Below are 15,624 nucleotides of genomic sequence, written 5' to 3'. Positions count from 1 at the left end.
GACGACGCATCGCGGCGCGCACTGTCCACTGGCCGGGGCGACAAGCCTCCCGTCCCTTGACGTAGGGCCGTTCGTGGCAGTCCCGGCACAACCTTTAACCTTCAGTCCGCAGAATTTAGGCTTGATTTCAACGCGCGGAATGTAAATACCTGCGCGCGTGATTTTGATGTCCCTTCGCCGGGAAGCCGGCAGTGGGACGCAGCCTGGAGGCACGGACATGGAGCAGAAGCCGCTGCGGGACTTCCTTGAGATTCCCTACGACGAGCTGGAGGAGCTCAACCTCCGGGTGAAGGAACAGCGCATCCAGCGCGTGTCGCCGGAGAAGATGCGCGACGAGCGCATCAAGTACCTGACCGACGAGAAGCGCATCAAGGCCATCACCGTGTGCTTCACCGACCTGGAAGGTCGGCTGCACATGCTGGACTACGACAAGAAGTTCCTGCTCAAGAGCGCGGACAACCTCACCTTCGACGGCTCCTCCATCCGCGGCTTCTCCGCGCAGGCGGAGAGCGACCTGCGCCTGAACATCGACTGGGGCGCGTTCTACTGGCTGCCCTCGGACATCTTCGGGCCCGGCAAGGTGCTGGCGTTCAGCGAAGTGCTGGAGCGCGACGGCACGCCGTACCACTCGGACATGCGCGGGCAGCTCAAGCGCGCCACCGACGCGCTGTTCCAGAAGGACGGCACCGTGTTCCACGCGGCGCCGGAGATCGAAGGCTTCCTCTTCAAGAGCCGTGACGCCGAGCGCCACTACCACGAGGAAGGCAAGTTCGAGTTCATCTCCATCGGCGGCTACTACCACGCGCTGCCGGGCGACGCGCTGCGAACCTTCATCGACAAGGCCGCCGAAGCGCAGCGCGCCATGGGCTTCCAGAACGAGAAGGACCACCCGGAGGTCGCGCCCAGCCAGTTCGAGATGAACTTCTCGTACAGCGAGGCCATCATCGCCGCGGATCAGATCCAGCTCTACAAGCTGCTCTGCCGTCAGGTGGCCGCGCAGTTGGGCCTCACCGCCAGCTTCCTGCCCAAGCCCGTCACCGGCGTGAACGGCAACGGCATGCACATCAACATGTCGCTGTCGAAGAACAACAAGAACCTGTTCCACGACAAGGCGGGCCAGGACGGGCTGTCGCAGATGGGGTGGGAGTTCATCGACCGCATCCTCACCAACGCGAACGACATCTGCCTCGTGCTCAACTCCAGCGTGAATTCGTACCGCCGGTTGGATCCGCACTACGAGGCGCCCAACCAGATCAAGGCCTCCGCGAACAACCGCGGCGCCATGGTGCGCATCCCGTTCGGCAACGAGCGCAGCGCGCGCGTCGAGTGCCGTTCGGTGGCGCCGGATGCCAACCCGTACATGGTGCTCTACACGCTGATGAAGACCGGCCTGGAGGGCCCGCAGCCGCAGGAGGACGCGGAGACCAAGCGCAGCCGCACGCGCTTCCTGCCGGACAACATCTACGACGCGATCCGCTTCTTCAAGGGCAGCCAGTTCATCGCCCAGACGCTGGGTGAGCAGGTGCAGGGCAAGTACGCGGAGCTGAAGGTCGGCTCCGCGGACCGCTGCCCCAAGCAGCTGGGCACCCGCGTGAAGGAAGCGGAGATCCAGTTCCATCACGAGGTGACGAACCAGTACCTCTGGAACCTCTTCTAGAGGCTTCTAGAGTTCCCGGTAGCGCGCCTGGAGGAACAGGTAGGCGGCGTAGGCCACCAGGCCCGCCGCCACCACCCCCAGGAGCACGTCGCCCGCGGGTTGGCGGGCGACGACGGCCAGGGCCTCTCCCAGGCCCTTGGCCTCTCCCGGGTTCGCGTCCACGGCGGAGCGGACCAGGAAGATGCCGATGACGGAGAACACCACGCCGCGCGCGGCGATGCCGAAGCGCGACACCCGCTCCACCCAGTGACGCTGCTGGGCCGCGAGCCCGGTGAGTGTGAGCTTCTCCAGGAACCTCCCCTTCCACGCCTTGTGGAACTGCTTCACCGCGAAGCCGATGATGCCCAGGCCCACGAGCGCCACCAGGACGCGGCCGAAGGGCTGCTCCATCAGCGTCGCCGTCCAGCCCTGCGTCCCCCTGCTCCGGCCCTGTGAAGCGCCCACCACGGTCTTCAGCGCGAAGACGGCCAGCGACGCGTAGATGGCGCCGCTGAGGAAGTACATGGCGCGCGTGGCGATGCCCTTGGCGTCGGAGCCCTTGTCCTCGGTGTCCGCGAACGCCTGGGCGAAGCGCCAGACGACGAAGCCCAGCAGGCCCACCACCAGCACGGACAGCAGCACGATGCCGAAGGGCCCGTGCGCCACGGTGCTCACCGCGCCATGGCTGTCCGTGGTGCGGCCGCCCTCGCCCGCCGCGAGCTTCAGCGCGAGCACCCCGATGATGGCGTAGACGGCGCCCTTCGCCGCGTAGCCCATCCGCCCCAGCTTCTTCGCCCAGGGGTGGCTCGCGGCCTCCTTCGCCCCACGCGACAGCCGCTCCATCCCCGGCCCGCGCATCACGTCCATCGTCGCCATGCAAACGCTCCTCCCGTCCCTGCGTCGGGACCGAGGAGAGGGTGCGCATCCGAAGGCCCGTTCGGGCGGAAGGCCCGTGCGTCCCGTCCGGGCCCCAACCGGGCCACGGGGGGCACGGCTGGCTGCCTGCTGTCATGGGGGGGCGGGCGAAGGCGGGCCCCGAAGGCCGCGCCACCGCTCAACGCAGGGTTCGCACGGCCTGCACCACGCGCGGCCACTCCTTGGAGCGCGGGTCGATGAGCTCGAAGTGGCCCGCGCCCTTCAGCGGCACGAGGTGCACCGGGTCCTTCTGCTGGACGCCCCGGGCGTGGAAGCCCTCGCTGATCTCCAGGGGCACGGTGTCGTCCTCCGTGCCGTGCAGCAGCACCTGCGGCAGCTTCAGGGGCTGGAGGGCAGCGGGGGACGCGACGGCGTAGCGCTCGGGGATCTGCTCCGGCGCGCCGCCCATGAAGGTCTTCACGATGCCGTTGCCCAGGTTCAGCGCGGCCCCCTTCGCCAGGTCCAGCACGCCCGCCAGGGACACCACGCCCTTCAGCTTGAGGGGGGCGTCGCGGTAGAGCGGCTGACGCGCGGTGAGCCGGTGACGGGCGGCCAGCCACATCGCCAGATGACCGCCGGCCGAGTGGCCCATGGCCACCACGCGCGTCAGGTCCAGGCCCAGCGACGGCGCGGCGTCCACCAGATGATCCGCCGCGGAGGCGACGTCCTCCAGCGTGCCGGGGAAGCCTCCGCCGTCGTGGCCCACACGCCGGTACTCCACGCTCCACGTCGCGAAGCCGCGCTTCGCCAGGTCCGCGCAAAGGTGGCCCGCGTGCTCCAGGCCGTACTCCGCGCGCCAGAAGCCACCGTGGACGAAGAGCACCACCGGGTGGGGGCCCTTGCCCTTGGGTTTGCGCAGCTCGGTGAACTGCTGGGGTGCCTCGCCGTACGCGATGCGTGCGTCGGGCGGCGGCTGCGGCGTTTCGAGGACCCACATGGAACTCATGGGCCCATCTTGGGAACGGGCGGCCCGCCGCCGCAAGCCGTGGCGCGCCAGGAGTACGTCCCCGCGAAGGATGCGCCGCGACCGGCCCCTCCGGTACGCTGTGCGTTCCACGGGGGCATCTTCGCGTGCATGAGCCGAACGAAGCGGAGCTGAAACTCGCCCTGGCCGAGGGCCTGCTCTCACGCGAGGAAGTGGACGCCCTGCGCGAGGAGGCGGCGCGGCGCGGTGTCGCACCGCTCCAGGTCCTCGTGGAGCGCGGACGGCTCTCCGTCGATTCGCTCGTGTCACTGCGCCGGGAACTCGTCACGGATGCGGCCTCGGAAGAGGACGCATCGCCCTCCGGTGCCACGGCGACGAAGCACCCTGCCTCGACCGAGCCGCGCGGGGACAGGGCCGACAGCGACCGGGAACAGCCCCACCGGGTCGCGGGGTCTCCCGGCGACGCGGGCCCCCGCCCCGTGATGTCCGACGACACGCTTCCTCCGGGAGGGGCTCCGTCCAGGAGCGTGGACGGCCCCGCCTTCCCGGTGCCGTTCTGGGAGCGCTACCGTCCCGTGCGCTTCCTCGGGCAGGGCGGCATGGGGCGCGTGTTCCTGGCGCACGACGTGCGGCTGCACCGTGACGTGGCGCTGAAGTTCGTGCGCGACGAGGACCCGGAGCTGTCGCGCCGCTTCGTCGCCGAGGCACGCGCGCAGGCCCGCGTGGACCACGAACGCGTCTGCCGCGTGTACGAGGTCGGTGAGGTCCAGGGCCGCGCGTACATCGCCATGCAGTACGTCGCGGGTGAGCCGCTGCATGCCCTGTCCGGTCTGCTGTCCGTGGAGCAGAAGGCCCGGGTGCTGCGCGACGCCGCGCTGGGCGTGCACGCGGCCCATCAGGCGGGGCTCGTCCACCGGGACCTCAAGCCCTCCAACATCCTGGTGGAGCGCGCGGAGGACGGCGCCCTGCGCCCCTACGTCATGGACTTCGGCCTGGCACGCGACTGGAGCGGGAGCGAAGGCTTCACCGCCACCGGCACGGTGCTGGGCACGCCCCAATACATGGCGCCCGAGCAGGCCCGGGGCGAAGTCACCCGCCTGGACCGGCGCGCGGACCTCTACAGCCTGGGCGCCACGCTGTACCACCTGCTCACCGGCCAACCGCCTGTCCCCGGTGCCAATGGATTGGAGGTGTTCAGCCGCATCGCCACCCATGAACCCCGCCCGCCGCGCGAGCTGGCCCCCGAGGTTCCTGCGGACCTGGAGGCCATCGTCCTCAAGTGTCTGGAGAAGGACCGCGCCCGCCGCTACGACACCGCGCGAGCGCTGGCGGACGACCTGGAGCGGTTCCTCGACGGTGAACGGGTCCTCGCGCGCACCGGCCCCGCGTACCGCGTGCGCAAGTGGGTGGCCCGGCACCGGCGAGCGGTCGCTGTGGCCAGCCTCGTCGGACTCGCGGCGGCGGGCGCGGTGGGCCAGGGCGTGATGGCCCGTCGGGAAGTCTCGCGTCGCGAAGCCCTGACCCGGCGCTTCACCGAGGGCGTGGAGCGCATCGAGGCCCAGGCCCGCTACTCCGGGCAGGCGCCGCTGCACGACACGCGGCCGGACCGCGAGGCCATGCGCTCGCGCATGCGCGACATCGAAGCGTCCATGCGCGAAGCCGGCACCGTGGCGGAGGGGCCGGGCCACTACGCGCTGGGACGAGGGTTCCTCGCGTTGGGTGACGAAGCCGCCGCGCTCCAGCACCTGGAGTCAGCCTGGGCGGTGGGGAACCACGAGCCCCGCGTGGCGTATGCGCTCGCACGGGTGCTGGGGCATCGGTATCAACGCGAGCGGCTGGAGGCGGATCGGATCCCGGACGCGCCTCAACGCGAGGCGAAGCAGAAGGAAGCACAGTCCCGCTCACGCGACCCGGCGCTCGCGTTCCTGAAGCAGGGCCAGGGCGCGGAGGTGACCGCGCCCGAATACGCCGACGCGCTCCGGGCCTTCTACGAGGACCGCTTCGATGAAGCCCTGAGGTCACTGGACGCACTGGGTACGCGCCTGCCGTGGTTCCACGAAGCCGCGCTGCTCCGGGGCGACATCCTGCTCGCCCGCGCCGTGCGCCACGCCCTGGCGAGCGAACGCGACGCGGCCCGGAGCGACCTGGAGACCGGGCGCCAGGCCTACGCGAGCGCGGCCGACATCGGACGCAGCGTGTCCGCCGTGCACCGCGCGCGAGCGGAGCTGGAACAGGAGGCCCTGCTCCTCGAAATCTCCGGGAAGGGCGACGTGCAGCCCGCGTACACGCAAGGGATGGAGGCCGTATCGCGTGCCTTGGTGGCGGCGCCGGATGAAGCGGACACATGGGTGCTCGAAGCGCACCTCCACCGCCGGCTTGCGCAGGTGCGCGTCAGCAGCGGGGGCGAGGTGGAACCGCTGCTCATCCGCACGCTCGACGCGGCGAAGCAGGCGCTGAAGCTCGCGCCCGACAAGGTGGAAGCGCGCCATGCGCTGGCGATGGGCTGGTGGCAGTGGGCCCGCTACCGGCAGGGACGGGGCGAGGATCCGCGCGAACAGCTCCAGGCCGCGGTGGCCGCGTTCGACGCCATCCCCGAGTCCGCGCGCGATTACGACTTCCACCTGGACCTGGGCCTCGTCTTCAAGGTGTGGGCGGACTCCGAGGACGGACGCGGCGGAGACTCACTGCCCTTCCGGGGCAAAGCCATCGAGGCCTTCCGGGAAGCGCGCAAGCGGGACGCTCAACGATTGGAGGCGTGGATCAACCTGGGCACCGCGTACGTGAACCGCGCGAACCATCCCCGGGCCCTGGAGCCGGACAAAGACCTGGAGGAAGCCCGGGCGTCGCTGGAGCACGCGAGCCAACTGGACCCCGGCCACGTCGTGACGTGGTTCTATCTGGCGGACGTCCACCGCACGCTCGCGCTGCGCGTGCGCGACCACGGAGGCGACGCGGGCCCCGGACTCGCAAGGGCGCTGGAGTGCTACCGGAAGGGCGTCGCCATCAACCCGCGCCTGCCTCCGCTCCTCAACGGAGTGGGTACCGTGCTGCTCGACCAGGCGCGCGAGGCGTGGGACCGGGGCGACGCGCCGGAGCCCCTGTTGGACGAAGCGGAGCGGGCCTTCACGCAAGCCATCACCACGGCCCCCACCGTGGGCTTCGCGCACAACAACCTGGGCGAGGTCCGCGCCTGGCGTGCCACCTGGCAGTTGGCGCGAGGAGAAGACCCCACCGCGAGCGCGAAGGAAGCACAGGCCGCGCTCCAGCAGGCGACCGCCCTGCTGCCAGACATCGCGCAGCCGTGGGCCAACCTGGGGCAGGTGCACCAGACGCTGGCCGCGTTCGCGCTGAGGCGCGGCAGGGACCCACGGCCCGACACCGCACGTGCCACGGAGGCGCTGACGAAAGCGCTGGGGCTCAACGCGAAGCTCGCGCAGGCGTGGCGCTGGCAGGGAGAAGTCCAGGCCGTGGACGCGCGCTGGAAGGCCTTGAAGGGCCCTGCATCCGACGCGGACTTCAAGCTCGCGGCGGACTCCTTCCAGCAGGCCCTGCGGCTGGAGCCCGAGAACCTGGAGCAGCGCCTGGCCTTCGGTGCCTTCCTCGGTGAATGGGCCACGGCGCGGGAGGCGCATGAACAGGACGCGAAGGAGCAACTCCAGCGGGGCCTGTCGCTCACCGAAGCAGTGCTCACCGCGCGCCCCCATTGGAAGGACGCGAACACCCTGCGCGAGGACCTGCGCCGCGTCCTCGCGCGCCTTCCGCCCGATTAGTCCTCGCCGCGCCCCGTCACTTCCAGGGTGCCGTTGATGGTCTCGGTGATGCCCTGGGGCTCCGTGCACTTCGAGCAGTCGCTCATCGGGCACGACCACAGCTTGTGGTTCCCCTGTGGATCCTTGCCGCGCAGCGTCCACGAGGCGCTCTGGCAGGCAGGCACCAGCAACGGGTTCTGCGAGCCCTCCTTGAAGAGCGACTCGCCCGCCACGCCGATGCACCGGTCCTGCTGCACCTGGGACACGAAGGTCACGGTCTGCCCGGCCTGCACCTGCACCGTCGTGGTGCTGAAGTGGACCTTGCCCTCCGCGTTGGCCGTGATGAACACGTCCCCGGGGTTTCCCGGAGGGGGCGTCGGGCAGGGCTGCACCGGCGTGCTGTCACCCACCGCGGCCGAAGCAGCGTCGGTGGAACGGGGGGCTGTGGCACAGGCCAGCAGCCCGGTGACGCACAGGGGAAAGAGGACTCGGATTCGCATGGCGTGGTTCTCCAGGGCTTGCGCCGGCAGTGGTCCTCCGCGGGGAGGCAGGTCGGCATGATGCGCTACGAATCGAACGAGCGGCAGTCGCCCGCGCGGTGTGGGGCTGGTACCGCCCCTGTGCCAGAGTTCCTCCCATGGCCGACGAAGCCCGTGACTACCTGCTCCGCCAGTTCGAAACAGCCTGGGCGCTCACCCAGTACCATCTGGATGGACTGACGACCGAGGAGTGCCTGTGGCGCCCTGCCCGCAAGGGCTTGCACGTGCAGCCGCTTCCGGACGGAACGTGGCGCGCGGATTGGCCCGAGCACGAGGGCTATGACCTCGGGCCGTCCAGCCTCGCGTGGCTGACGTGGCACCTCGGCTTCTGGTGGTCCATGGTGCTCGACCACTCCTTCGGCGGCGGGACCCTCTCCCGAGAGAGCGTGATGTGGCCCGGCAATGCCGACGCCGTCCGCGAGTGGATTGGCCAGCTCAAGGGCCAATGGCAGGACGTCCTCGAACGGACCACGGACGAAGACCTGCGCTCGCCGCGACGAACACGCTGGCCCTTCCAGGACCGTCCGTTCGGTGACGTCGTCGCCTGGGCCAATGTCGAGCTCACCAAGAGCGCCGCCGAACTTGGCTACGCACGCTTTCTCTACGCCGTCAGCGACCGCTGATCTGGATCAGTGCCCCTCATCCGCGCCGCGGTGCCAGTAGGCCGCCGCCTTGAGCCAGTCACCCGGATGGCGGCGCTCCTCGACGAAGTGGGTCCGCACCTCGCGGACGAGCGAAGCCTCACCGGCGATCCACACGAAGCCATCCCCCGGTGGAGGCGAGAATCCGGCGAGTGCGCGAAGCAGGTGCTGTCCATCCTGAGCGCTCGGCTCCCCGCGCACGACCCATTCCCGCCGCCACGCGGCCCGGGTCTCGAAGTGCTGCACTTCATCCGCACGCGCCACGGCCACCAGGGTCGACACGGGCACGCCAGGGCGCAGCGTCTCCACCCGCCGACCGATGGCTGGCAGCGCGCTCTCATCACCGACCAGCAGGTACCAGTCGAAGTCGTCGGGCATGAGGGATGAGCCCTTCGGCCCCCCTATCTCCAGCGTCTGACCGACCTGCGCCGACGCGGCCCATTCCGTCGCGGGCCCGGCACCGTGCAGGGCGAAGTCGAGGGTCAGGGTCCCGGCCACGGGGTCGAAGGCGCGCGGCGTGAAGTCACGCATCACCGGCGGCCCCGCTTCATCACCCTGCCGAGAAAAGAACACCTTGATGTGGCCGTCTGGCGACGGGCTTTGGAAGCCCGCGAGTTCGGGCGACGTGAAACGGATCCGCCGCATCCGGGGGGTCAGGGCCTCCACGCCGCTGACGGTGAGCTTGCGCCGCCGCAGCTCGTGGCGCACGCGAACCATCTGATGCGGCGCGCCTCGCGCCTCCGCGTCCTGAAGGGTCGGGTGGTTCATGAGCGCAGCCTTTCAATCTTCTGCGCGGCCTCGTCGATGAGCGCGGCCACGTCGTGGAGGGTCTTCGTGTCCGTGCTGGCCGACAAGGTGTCGAACAGCACGGCCTTCAGGTTGTGCATGGCGCGCCGGACCGGGGCCGCGTCGGTCCGCTCGCGAACCTCCGCGGCGGCGCCGAGCCGCTGAAGCAAGCCGGCAACGGCGCTCGCGTTCTCCTGGAGCAGCGCCTGACCTTGCGCGGTGATGGAGAAGAGCTTGCGCTGACTGTCGGTGTCCGGCTCACCGACCAGGCCCATGTCCTTGAGCAGGGTGAGGGTCGGGTAGATGACCCCAGGACTGGGGACGTACGCGCCACGACTCAACCCTTCGATGGCGCGAATCAGGTCGTAACCGTGGCGGGGCTCCTGGGAGATGAGGTGGAGCAGGACGAGCCGCAGCTCGCCGCCCTCGAACATCCGGTGCCGACCGCCATGGCCATGAGGCCCCCGGTGGTCCTCCCGCTCTGAGTGCCAGTGCCCTCCCCCCTCTTCCCGCCCTCTTCCGGGTCTGCCTCGCATGGTGCGTCCTCTCTGCTCCTCAAGAGCCATCTTGGATAGGTCTTAGATATATCTTAGATACGTCGGGAGCAAGGCCTTCGCGGGGACCCGGTCGGTCGCCCCCCAGGGGTTCGCTTTCAGGTCATCCACCAGCGCCGTCGCTCGACATGCCCCCAAGGACGCCCTTGGCAGCGGCAGGGGGGCTGTCTCACCTTCCCCCGGCAGTGGCTGGCTTCGAGGCGCGGAGGAGGGTCGATGGGACAAGCGAGGCATGGGGCCTTGCGCGTGGCCATGGGCCTGGTGCTCGCACTGGGAGCGACCGCGCCAGCCTGCCTGCCCCAGAGTTCGTGGACGACCTCCGTTCCCGAGTGCACGGGGACCGCGGGCGCCTCAATCGAAGGAGCCCCCGCCGTCCAGGGTGAGGATCCGCGGAGCTACGTCGAAGAGGATGGGCTGCCGGTGCTCCACCTCTACGTGGCGGACTCGCTGCCAGATGACGACGGCTACCAGGCGGCGCGCATCTTCTATCGCGGGCGCTGCTACGTCGCCCGGGCCAGATATCGCGGGGCGACGTCCAAGGCCTTCCCCAAGCGCAGCTTCACGCTCGACTTCCGCGATGGAGAGACCTTTGACGAACCCTTGCTCGCGGGCGGCTTCTCGGGCCGGCGCAAGCTGGTGTTGATCAGCCCCTTCAATGACAATTCATACATCCGCACCCGGCTCGGCTTCACCCTGTGGAGCCGCATGTCTTCCGAACACCTCCAGGTGAAGACCTTCAGCGCGGTCGTCTATCTGGACGGGCGCTATCACGGACTCTTCACGGTGGCGGACCACGTCGACCGTCACTCGCTCGCGGCGCAGGGGATGGATGCCAGGGGAGAGCTCTTCAAGGCCGTGGGCCCAGGCGCCAACTTTTCCCGGCAGGATGCGTTCAACAGACCCAAGAGTCCGCTGCATCAGGGCCATGAGAAAAAGGAGGGCGAGCCCGAGATGGGAGACGGGGCCTACGCCAGCATCGAGCAGTTCACCGCCTTCGTGGCGGATACCCCTCCGGAGCGCTTCCGCGCGGAGCGAGGCGCCTGGATGCGAGTGGAGGACTACGAGGACTGGTGGATGCTGGCCCACCTGGCGGACCTGTCCGACTCCGTGAAGAAGAACGCCTACCACTTCCGTGCGCAAGGAGCGGCGGAGCGATGGCGGTACATCCCCTGGGACCTGGATGCCAGCTTCGGACAGAACTGGGACACCACGAGACGGGCCCCGTGGCCGATGGCCACCTTCCCGGAGCAGAACCTCATCTGGACCCGGATGATGGAGGATCCAGCCATCCGCCAGCCCCTCCGCGAGCGATTCCACACGCTGCTCCACACCTCGCTTCAGCGGGACGTCGTCCAAGGGCTCATCGACACCTATGCCGCCGAGGTCGGCCGCGCGGCCCTGAAGGATGAAGCCCACTGGGGCGAGGCCTATCGCCACTTCCCGCGCTGGAACCAGCGCACGGACATCAACAGCTTCGAGGACGAGGTGAAATACATCCACGACTGGGTGGATGCCCATTGGGATGCCCTGGAAGAGGAGCTCCGCTGACAGCGCGTCCAGTCGCCAGGGCGCCCCGGCAGGGAGCCTAGAACTTCTGGCCCGCCCGCGCGTTGAATGGGGCCATGACCTTCCACGTCCCGCGTGCCCTGCACGTGCTCCTGACCCTGGGGTTCGCCACCCCCCTCGTGCTGCTGTCGCCCCGCGTCCTCGCGGCCCGGGCCACCACACGCTCCCTGGGCGGCGCGGACCGGTACGTGACCCACGTCACCACCGACAAGCCGCTCTACCGCCCCGGGGAGCAGGTGCTGGCGCGGGGCCTGATGCTGGAGGCCCTGAGCCGCAAGCCGTACGCGGGCTCGCTCCAGGCGCAGTTGGAGGTGCGGGGCCCCCGGGGGGATGTCGTCACCACCACCACCCTGTCCACGGCGGACGCCGTCTGGGGCTACGCCTGGCCCATTCCCGCCGGACAGGCCGGCGGCGAGTACACCCTGCGCGTCACCTACCCGTGGACGGGCGCCGCCCCCGCGGAGCGGAAGTTCGACGTGCGCGCCTACCGGGCGCCCCGGCTCAAGTCACAGATTGAGTTCCTCCGGGACGGCTACGGGCCGGGTGACACCGTCACCGCCACGCTGGACGTGAAGCGCGCGGAGGGCGGCGTGCCCGAGGGCGCGAAGGTGATGGCCACCGCGCTCGTTGACGGCGCCACCGCGGCGCAGGTGCCGTGCACGGTGGACGGCAAGGGGCGCTGCACGGTGCGCTTCCCGCTGCCCGCGGCGATGGAGCGCGGCGAGGGCACGCTGGCCTTCACCATCGAGGACGGCGGCGTGGTGGAGTCGGCGGCGAAGACCATTCCCATCCTCCTCCAGACGCTGGACCTGTCGCTGTACCCGGAGGGAGGCGAGCTGGTGGCGGGGCTCACCTCGCGCGTCTACTTCGAGGCGCGCACGCCCGCGCGCAAGCCGGCGGACCTGATGGGCCGGGTGGTGGAGCTGGGCTCCGGCAAGGTGGTCGCCCGCGTGCGCTCGGAGCACGAGGGCCGTGGCCGCTTCGAGCTGACCCCGCAGGAGGGGGTGCGGTATGCGCTGCGCATCGACGCGCCGTCGGGCATCCAGAAGACCTTCCCGCTGCCGGAGGTGAAGCCGAGGGGCGCCGTCATCCGCGTGCGCGAGGACGTGGTGCCCGCCGGCAAGCTGGTGCAGCTCGCCGTGGGACTGACCGGCGTGGGCCGCGCGACGGTGACGCTGAGCCAGCGCGAGGTGCGCGTCGCCTCGGTGGTGCTTGGGGACTCGAAGGGCGGGCCGGTGACGCTGGATCCAGGCGAGGCGGATGGCGTGCTCGTCGCCACCGTGTGGGACCACGACGGGCGGCCCGTCGCGGAACGGCTGGTGTTCCGCCAGCCCTCCAAAGAGGTAAATGTGGAGCTGAAGGCGGACCGCACGCGCTACGTGCCCGGCGGCCCGGTGCAGCTCACGGCCCGGACGACGCGCGACGGCAAGCCTGTCTCCGCGCTGGTGATGCTCACCGTCACGGATGACGCGGTGCTGGAGCTCCAGGAGAAGCGCGACCAGGCGCCGCAGCTCCCGGTCATGGTGCTGCTGGAGCCCGAGGTGAAGGAGCTGGCCGATGCGCAGCTCTACCTCGACGCGAAGAATCCGAAGTCGAAGCTGGCGGTGGACCTGCTGCTGGGGACGCAGGGCTGGCGGCGCTTCGCGCTGACCGACACGCAGGGCTTCCTCGCCCGGCATGGTGACGCGGCGATGCGCGTGCTCGCGGTGCGCTGGCCGCAGGAGCCCGTCCAGAGGCCCCGGCCGTCCACCCGCGGGGGCGGTCAGGTCGCTACCGGCGCTGTCATGAAGGGCGCGCTCCCGCAGCCGAGGATGGAGCGGGAAGCCATGGACGAGGACGATGGAGTCGCCGGCGAGGGGGCCGCCCTGGGAGGTGCGATCCCCAGCGTGGCCCAGGCCGCCCCGGCTCCGGCGCCACCTCCTCAGGAGCCCATGGCCCCGGCGGCCATGGCCCCGGTGGTCGCGGCCCAGGACCGCTTGCTCGAGGTGGAGGAGGAGGCGCCGATGATGGACAAGGCCCGGCGCGCGAAGCGGGACATGAACTTCGTTGAGCGGCGTGTCCTCAGGGGACAGGCGGTCTACTTCCGCGAGTTCGCGCACACGGTGCGCCCGAACCGCAAGGCGGGAGACCGGGTCGACTTCGCGGAGACGCTCTACTGGAACGCCGGGGTGCGCACGGATGCCCGCACCGGCGAGGTGCGGGTGTCCTTCGCGATGAGCGACTCGGTCACGACGTTCAAGGCGTTCGCGGGAGCGGTGGGCGCGGACGGCGCGCTCGGCTCGGCGGTGGCGGAGCTGGAGTCGGTGCAGCCGTTCTACGCGGAGCCCAAGCTGCCCCTGGAGGTGACGTCGGGAGACGTGGTGCGGCTGCCGGTGGCGATGGTGAACGGGACGGAGGCGCGGCTTTCGGGCGCGGGGGTGAAGGTGGAGCTGAAGGGGGACGTGAAGGTGACGGGCAGCGGCACGCAGGACCTGGCCTCACAGGCGCGGGCCCGGCAGTTGTTCTCGCTGGAGATTGGCCAGGAGGCGAAGCCGGTGGACGTGAAGCTCACGGCGAGCGCTGGCGAGTACACGGACGTCGTCACCCGCACGCTGTCCATCAAGCCCCGGGGCTTCCCGGGCCGCGTGTCCTTCGGCGGGCTGCTGTCGGCGAAGGGGCCGGCGTCGCACCGGGTGGTGCTCCCCGAAAGCGTGGTGCCCGGCAGCGTGCGGACGTCCATCGCCGTGTACCCGGGCCCGTTGGCCAACATGACCGAGTCGCTGGCCCGCCTCATCCAGGAGCCCTCCGGCTGCTTCGAGCAGACCAGCTCCACGACGTACCCGATGACGATGGCGCAGCAGTACTTCCAGACGCACACCGGCGTGAACCCCGAGCTGGTGGCGAGCGCGAAGGAGAAGCTGGAGCGGGGCTACCAGCGGCTGGTGGGCTACGAGACGTCCGAGAAGGGCTACGAGTGGTTCGGGCAGAACCCGGGCCATGAGGCGCTGACCGCGTTCGGCCTGCTGCACTTCACGGACATGCGCCAGGTGCGCGAGGTGGACACCGCGATGCTGGAGCGCACGCGCGAGTGGCTCCTCCAGCAGCGGGACGGACAGGGCGGCTTCAATCGCAAGCGCCGCGCGCTGCACGTGTGGGTGGAGGACGCGGACACGTCGAACGCATACATCCTCTGGACGCTGCTGGAGAGCGCGGGACAGCCGGCCTCGCAGGCGAAGCAGTTGTCCAGCGAGGTCGCCTCGGTGAAGGCCGCGGCGGCGAAGAGCACCAACAGCTACGTGGTGGCGCTGGCGGCCAATGTGATGGCGCTCGCCGGTGACACCTCCGAGGCCCGGGCGCTGATGGGCCGGCTCGCGTCCCTGCAGGCCAAGGACGGCGTGGTGGGCGGCTCGACGCAGTCCATCGTGGGCAGCTCGGGGGAGACGCTGAACATCGAAACCACCGCGCTGGCGGCGCTGGCGTGGATGCGCGAGCCCTCCCACGTGGGGAACGTGGAGCGGGCGATGAAGTTCCTCGCGGAGTCCAGCGACGGTGGCCGCTACGGGGCGACGCAGAGCACGGTGCTCGCGCTGCGCGCCATCATCGCCTACGACAAGGCGAGAGCGTCGAAGCTCACCCCGGGCCTGGTGCGCGTCTACGTGGAGGGCCGCCCGGTGGGCGAGCCGGTGCGCTTCGACGGCTCCACCCAGGAGGCCCTCAAGCTGCCCGACGTGAGCGCGCTGCTCGGAGCGGGCGAGCGCCGCGTGGAGCTGCGGATGGAGGGCGGCGCGGAGCTGCCATACTCGGTGGAGGTCACCTACAGCGCGCTCATGCCGGACAGCTCCAAGGAGACGCAGGTGGCGCTGGAGGTCGCGCTGGCGAAGACGGACCTCACCGAGGGCGAACCCACCGAAGCGCGGGTGCGGATCGCCAACCGCACGGGCCAGCGGCTGCCCACGGCGGTCGCCATCTTCGGCGTGCCGGGCGGGCTGGAGGTGCGGCACGACCAGCTCAAGGAGCTGGTGAAGCGGCAGGTGGTGGATGCTTACGAGGTGCTCGGGCGCGACGTCGTCCTCTACTGGCGCGGCATGGAGCCGAACAAGCGCATCGACGTGCCGCTGTCCCTGGTGGCCGCGGTGCCCGGCACGTACACGGGCCCGGCCAGCCGCGCGTACCTGTACTACGCGGACGAGCACAAGACGTGGAGTGAGGGCGTGAAGGTCTCCATCGCTCCGAAGCCGTAACCACCAGGGACGAAGGGGGCCTGTTGGGGACGGACGGGGAGCCTGGGGGAGCAGGCGAAGCCGTGCCCATGGGTTCCCCGCTGTGGTAATCCG

Annotated in this window: 10 protein-coding genes; 5 read left to right on the top strand and 5 right to left on the bottom strand. The window is 70.2% G+C overall.

From position 1 onward, the window contains the following. Positions 1 to 217 precede the first annotated feature (217 nt). A complete protein-coding gene (locus D7X74_RS03840; protein ID WP_120531541.1) occupies positions 218 to 1,657 on the top strand; it encodes a glutamine synthetase family protein in 1,440 nt (479 codons plus the stop codon). Between the two features lie 6 nt (positions 1,658 to 1,663). Here the strand turns inward: D7X74_RS03840 and D7X74_RS03835 are convergent, their stop codons facing one another. Further along, positions 1,664 to 2,512: a DUF1206 domain-containing protein gene (locus D7X74_RS03835; protein ID WP_120531540.1), complete on the bottom strand. Its 849-nt coding sequence runs from the start codon at positions 2,510 to 2,512 to the stop codon at positions 1,664 to 1,666. A gap of 178 nt (positions 2,513 to 2,690) precedes the next feature. After that, positions 2,691 to 3,497: a S9 family peptidase gene (locus tag D7X74_RS03830; RefSeq protein WP_120531539.1), complete on the bottom strand. Its 807-nt coding sequence runs from the start codon at positions 3,495 to 3,497 to the stop codon at positions 2,691 to 2,693. Positions 3,498 to 3,622: 125 nt separating this feature from the next. Here D7X74_RS03830 and D7X74_RS03825 point away from each other — a divergent pair, with 125 nt between their 5' ends. After that, complete coding sequence (locus tag D7X74_RS03825) at positions 3,623 to 7,246, top strand: protein kinase (RefSeq protein ID WP_233601952.1); 3,624 nt, start codon at positions 3,623 to 3,625, stop codon at positions 7,244 to 7,246. Here the strand turns inward: D7X74_RS03825 and D7X74_RS03820 are convergent. Continuing rightward, complete coding sequence (locus tag D7X74_RS03820; protein WP_147444136.1) at positions 7,243 to 7,725, bottom strand: hypothetical protein; 483 nt, start codon at positions 7,723 to 7,725, stop codon at positions 7,243 to 7,245. The two genes, D7X74_RS03825 and D7X74_RS03820, sit on opposite strands and share 4 nt — an antisense overlap. Positions 7,726 to 7,862: 137 nt before the next feature. Here D7X74_RS03820 and D7X74_RS03815 point away from each other — a divergent pair, with 137 nt between their 5' ends. Continuing rightward, entirely contained in the window at positions 7,863 to 8,387 is a 525-nt protein-coding gene (locus D7X74_RS03815; protein ID WP_120531537.1) for a DinB family protein, read from the top strand. Between the two features lie 6 nt (positions 8,388 to 8,393). Here the strand turns inward: D7X74_RS03815 and D7X74_RS03810 are convergent, their stop codons facing one another. After that, positions 8,394 to 9,173, bottom strand: coding sequence for a siderophore-interacting protein (locus D7X74_RS03810; RefSeq protein WP_199741754.1), 780 nt, complete (start codon positions 9,171 to 9,173; stop codon positions 8,394 to 8,396). Beyond that, complete coding sequence (locus D7X74_RS03805) at positions 9,170 to 9,625, bottom strand: PadR family transcriptional regulator (RefSeq protein ID WP_120531536.1); 456 nt, start codon at positions 9,623 to 9,625, stop codon at positions 9,170 to 9,172. The genes D7X74_RS03810 and D7X74_RS03805 overlap by 4 nt, the downstream gene beginning before the upstream one ends. 336 nt (positions 9,626 to 9,961) lie before the next feature. Between D7X74_RS03805 and D7X74_RS03800 the strand changes: the two genes are divergently transcribed. Both D7X74_RS03800 and D7X74_RS03795 read left to right on the top strand, forming a co-directional pair. Further along, positions 9,962 to 11,293 (top strand): CotH kinase family protein, encoded by a 1,332-nt coding sequence (locus D7X74_RS03800; RefSeq protein WP_120531535.1) that lies wholly within the window; start codon positions 9,962 to 9,964, stop codon positions 11,291 to 11,293. Positions 11,294 to 11,367: 74 nt separating this feature from the next. Then, the gene (locus tag D7X74_RS03795; protein WP_120531534.1) at positions 11,368 to 15,531 is read left to right on the top strand and encodes an MG2 domain-containing protein; all 4,164 of its coding nucleotides are present in this window, start codon (positions 11,368 to 11,370) and stop codon (positions 15,529 to 15,531) included. Positions 15,532 to 15,624: the final 93 nt, after the last annotated feature.

Origin of the sequence: Corallococcus sp. CA047B (assembly GCF_003612065.1) — a bacterium.
GTDB classification, from domain to species: domain Bacteria; phylum Myxococcota; class Myxococcia; order Myxococcales; family Myxococcaceae; genus Corallococcus; species Corallococcus praedator.
The sequence above is the reverse complement of the archived record's forward strand: the minus strand, read 5'-3'. Positions and strand labels throughout refer to the sequence as shown.

What these genes read in the sequence shown, in the direction of transcription:
- D7X74_RS03840 (WP_120531541.1), top strand. Translation starts at nt 218, where the DNA reads ATGGAGCAGAAGCCGCTGCGGGACTTCCTTGAGATTCCCTACGACGAG.
- D7X74_RS03835 (WP_120531540.1), bottom strand. Translation starts at nt 2,512, where the DNA reads ATGGCGACGATGGACGTGATGCGCGGGCCGGGGATGGAGCGGCTGTCG.
- D7X74_RS03830 (WP_120531539.1), bottom strand. Translation starts at nt 3,497, where the DNA reads ATGAGTTCCATGTGGGTCCTCGAAACGCCGCAGCCGCCGCCCGACGCA.
- D7X74_RS03820 (WP_147444136.1), bottom strand. Translation starts at nt 7,725, where the DNA reads ATGCGAATCCGAGTCCTCTTTCCCCTGTGCGTCACCGGGCTGCTGGCC.
- D7X74_RS03815 (WP_120531537.1), top strand. Translation starts at nt 7,863, where the DNA reads ATGGCCGACGAAGCCCGTGACTACCTGCTCCGCCAGTTCGAAACAGCC.
- D7X74_RS03810 (WP_199741754.1), bottom strand. Translation starts at nt 9,173, where the DNA reads ATGAACCACCCGACCCTTCAGGACGCGGAGGCGCGAGGCGCGCCGCAT.
- D7X74_RS03805 (WP_120531536.1), bottom strand. Translation starts at nt 9,625, where the DNA reads ATGTTCGAGGGCGGCGAGCTGCGGCTCGTCCTGCTCCACCTCATCTCC.
- D7X74_RS03800 (WP_120531535.1), top strand. Translation starts at nt 9,962, where the DNA reads ATGGGACAAGCGAGGCATGGGGCCTTGCGCGTGGCCATGGGCCTGGTG.
- D7X74_RS03795 (WP_120531534.1), top strand. Translation starts at nt 11,368, where the DNA reads ATGACCTTCCACGTCCCGCGTGCCCTGCACGTGCTCCTGACCCTGGGG.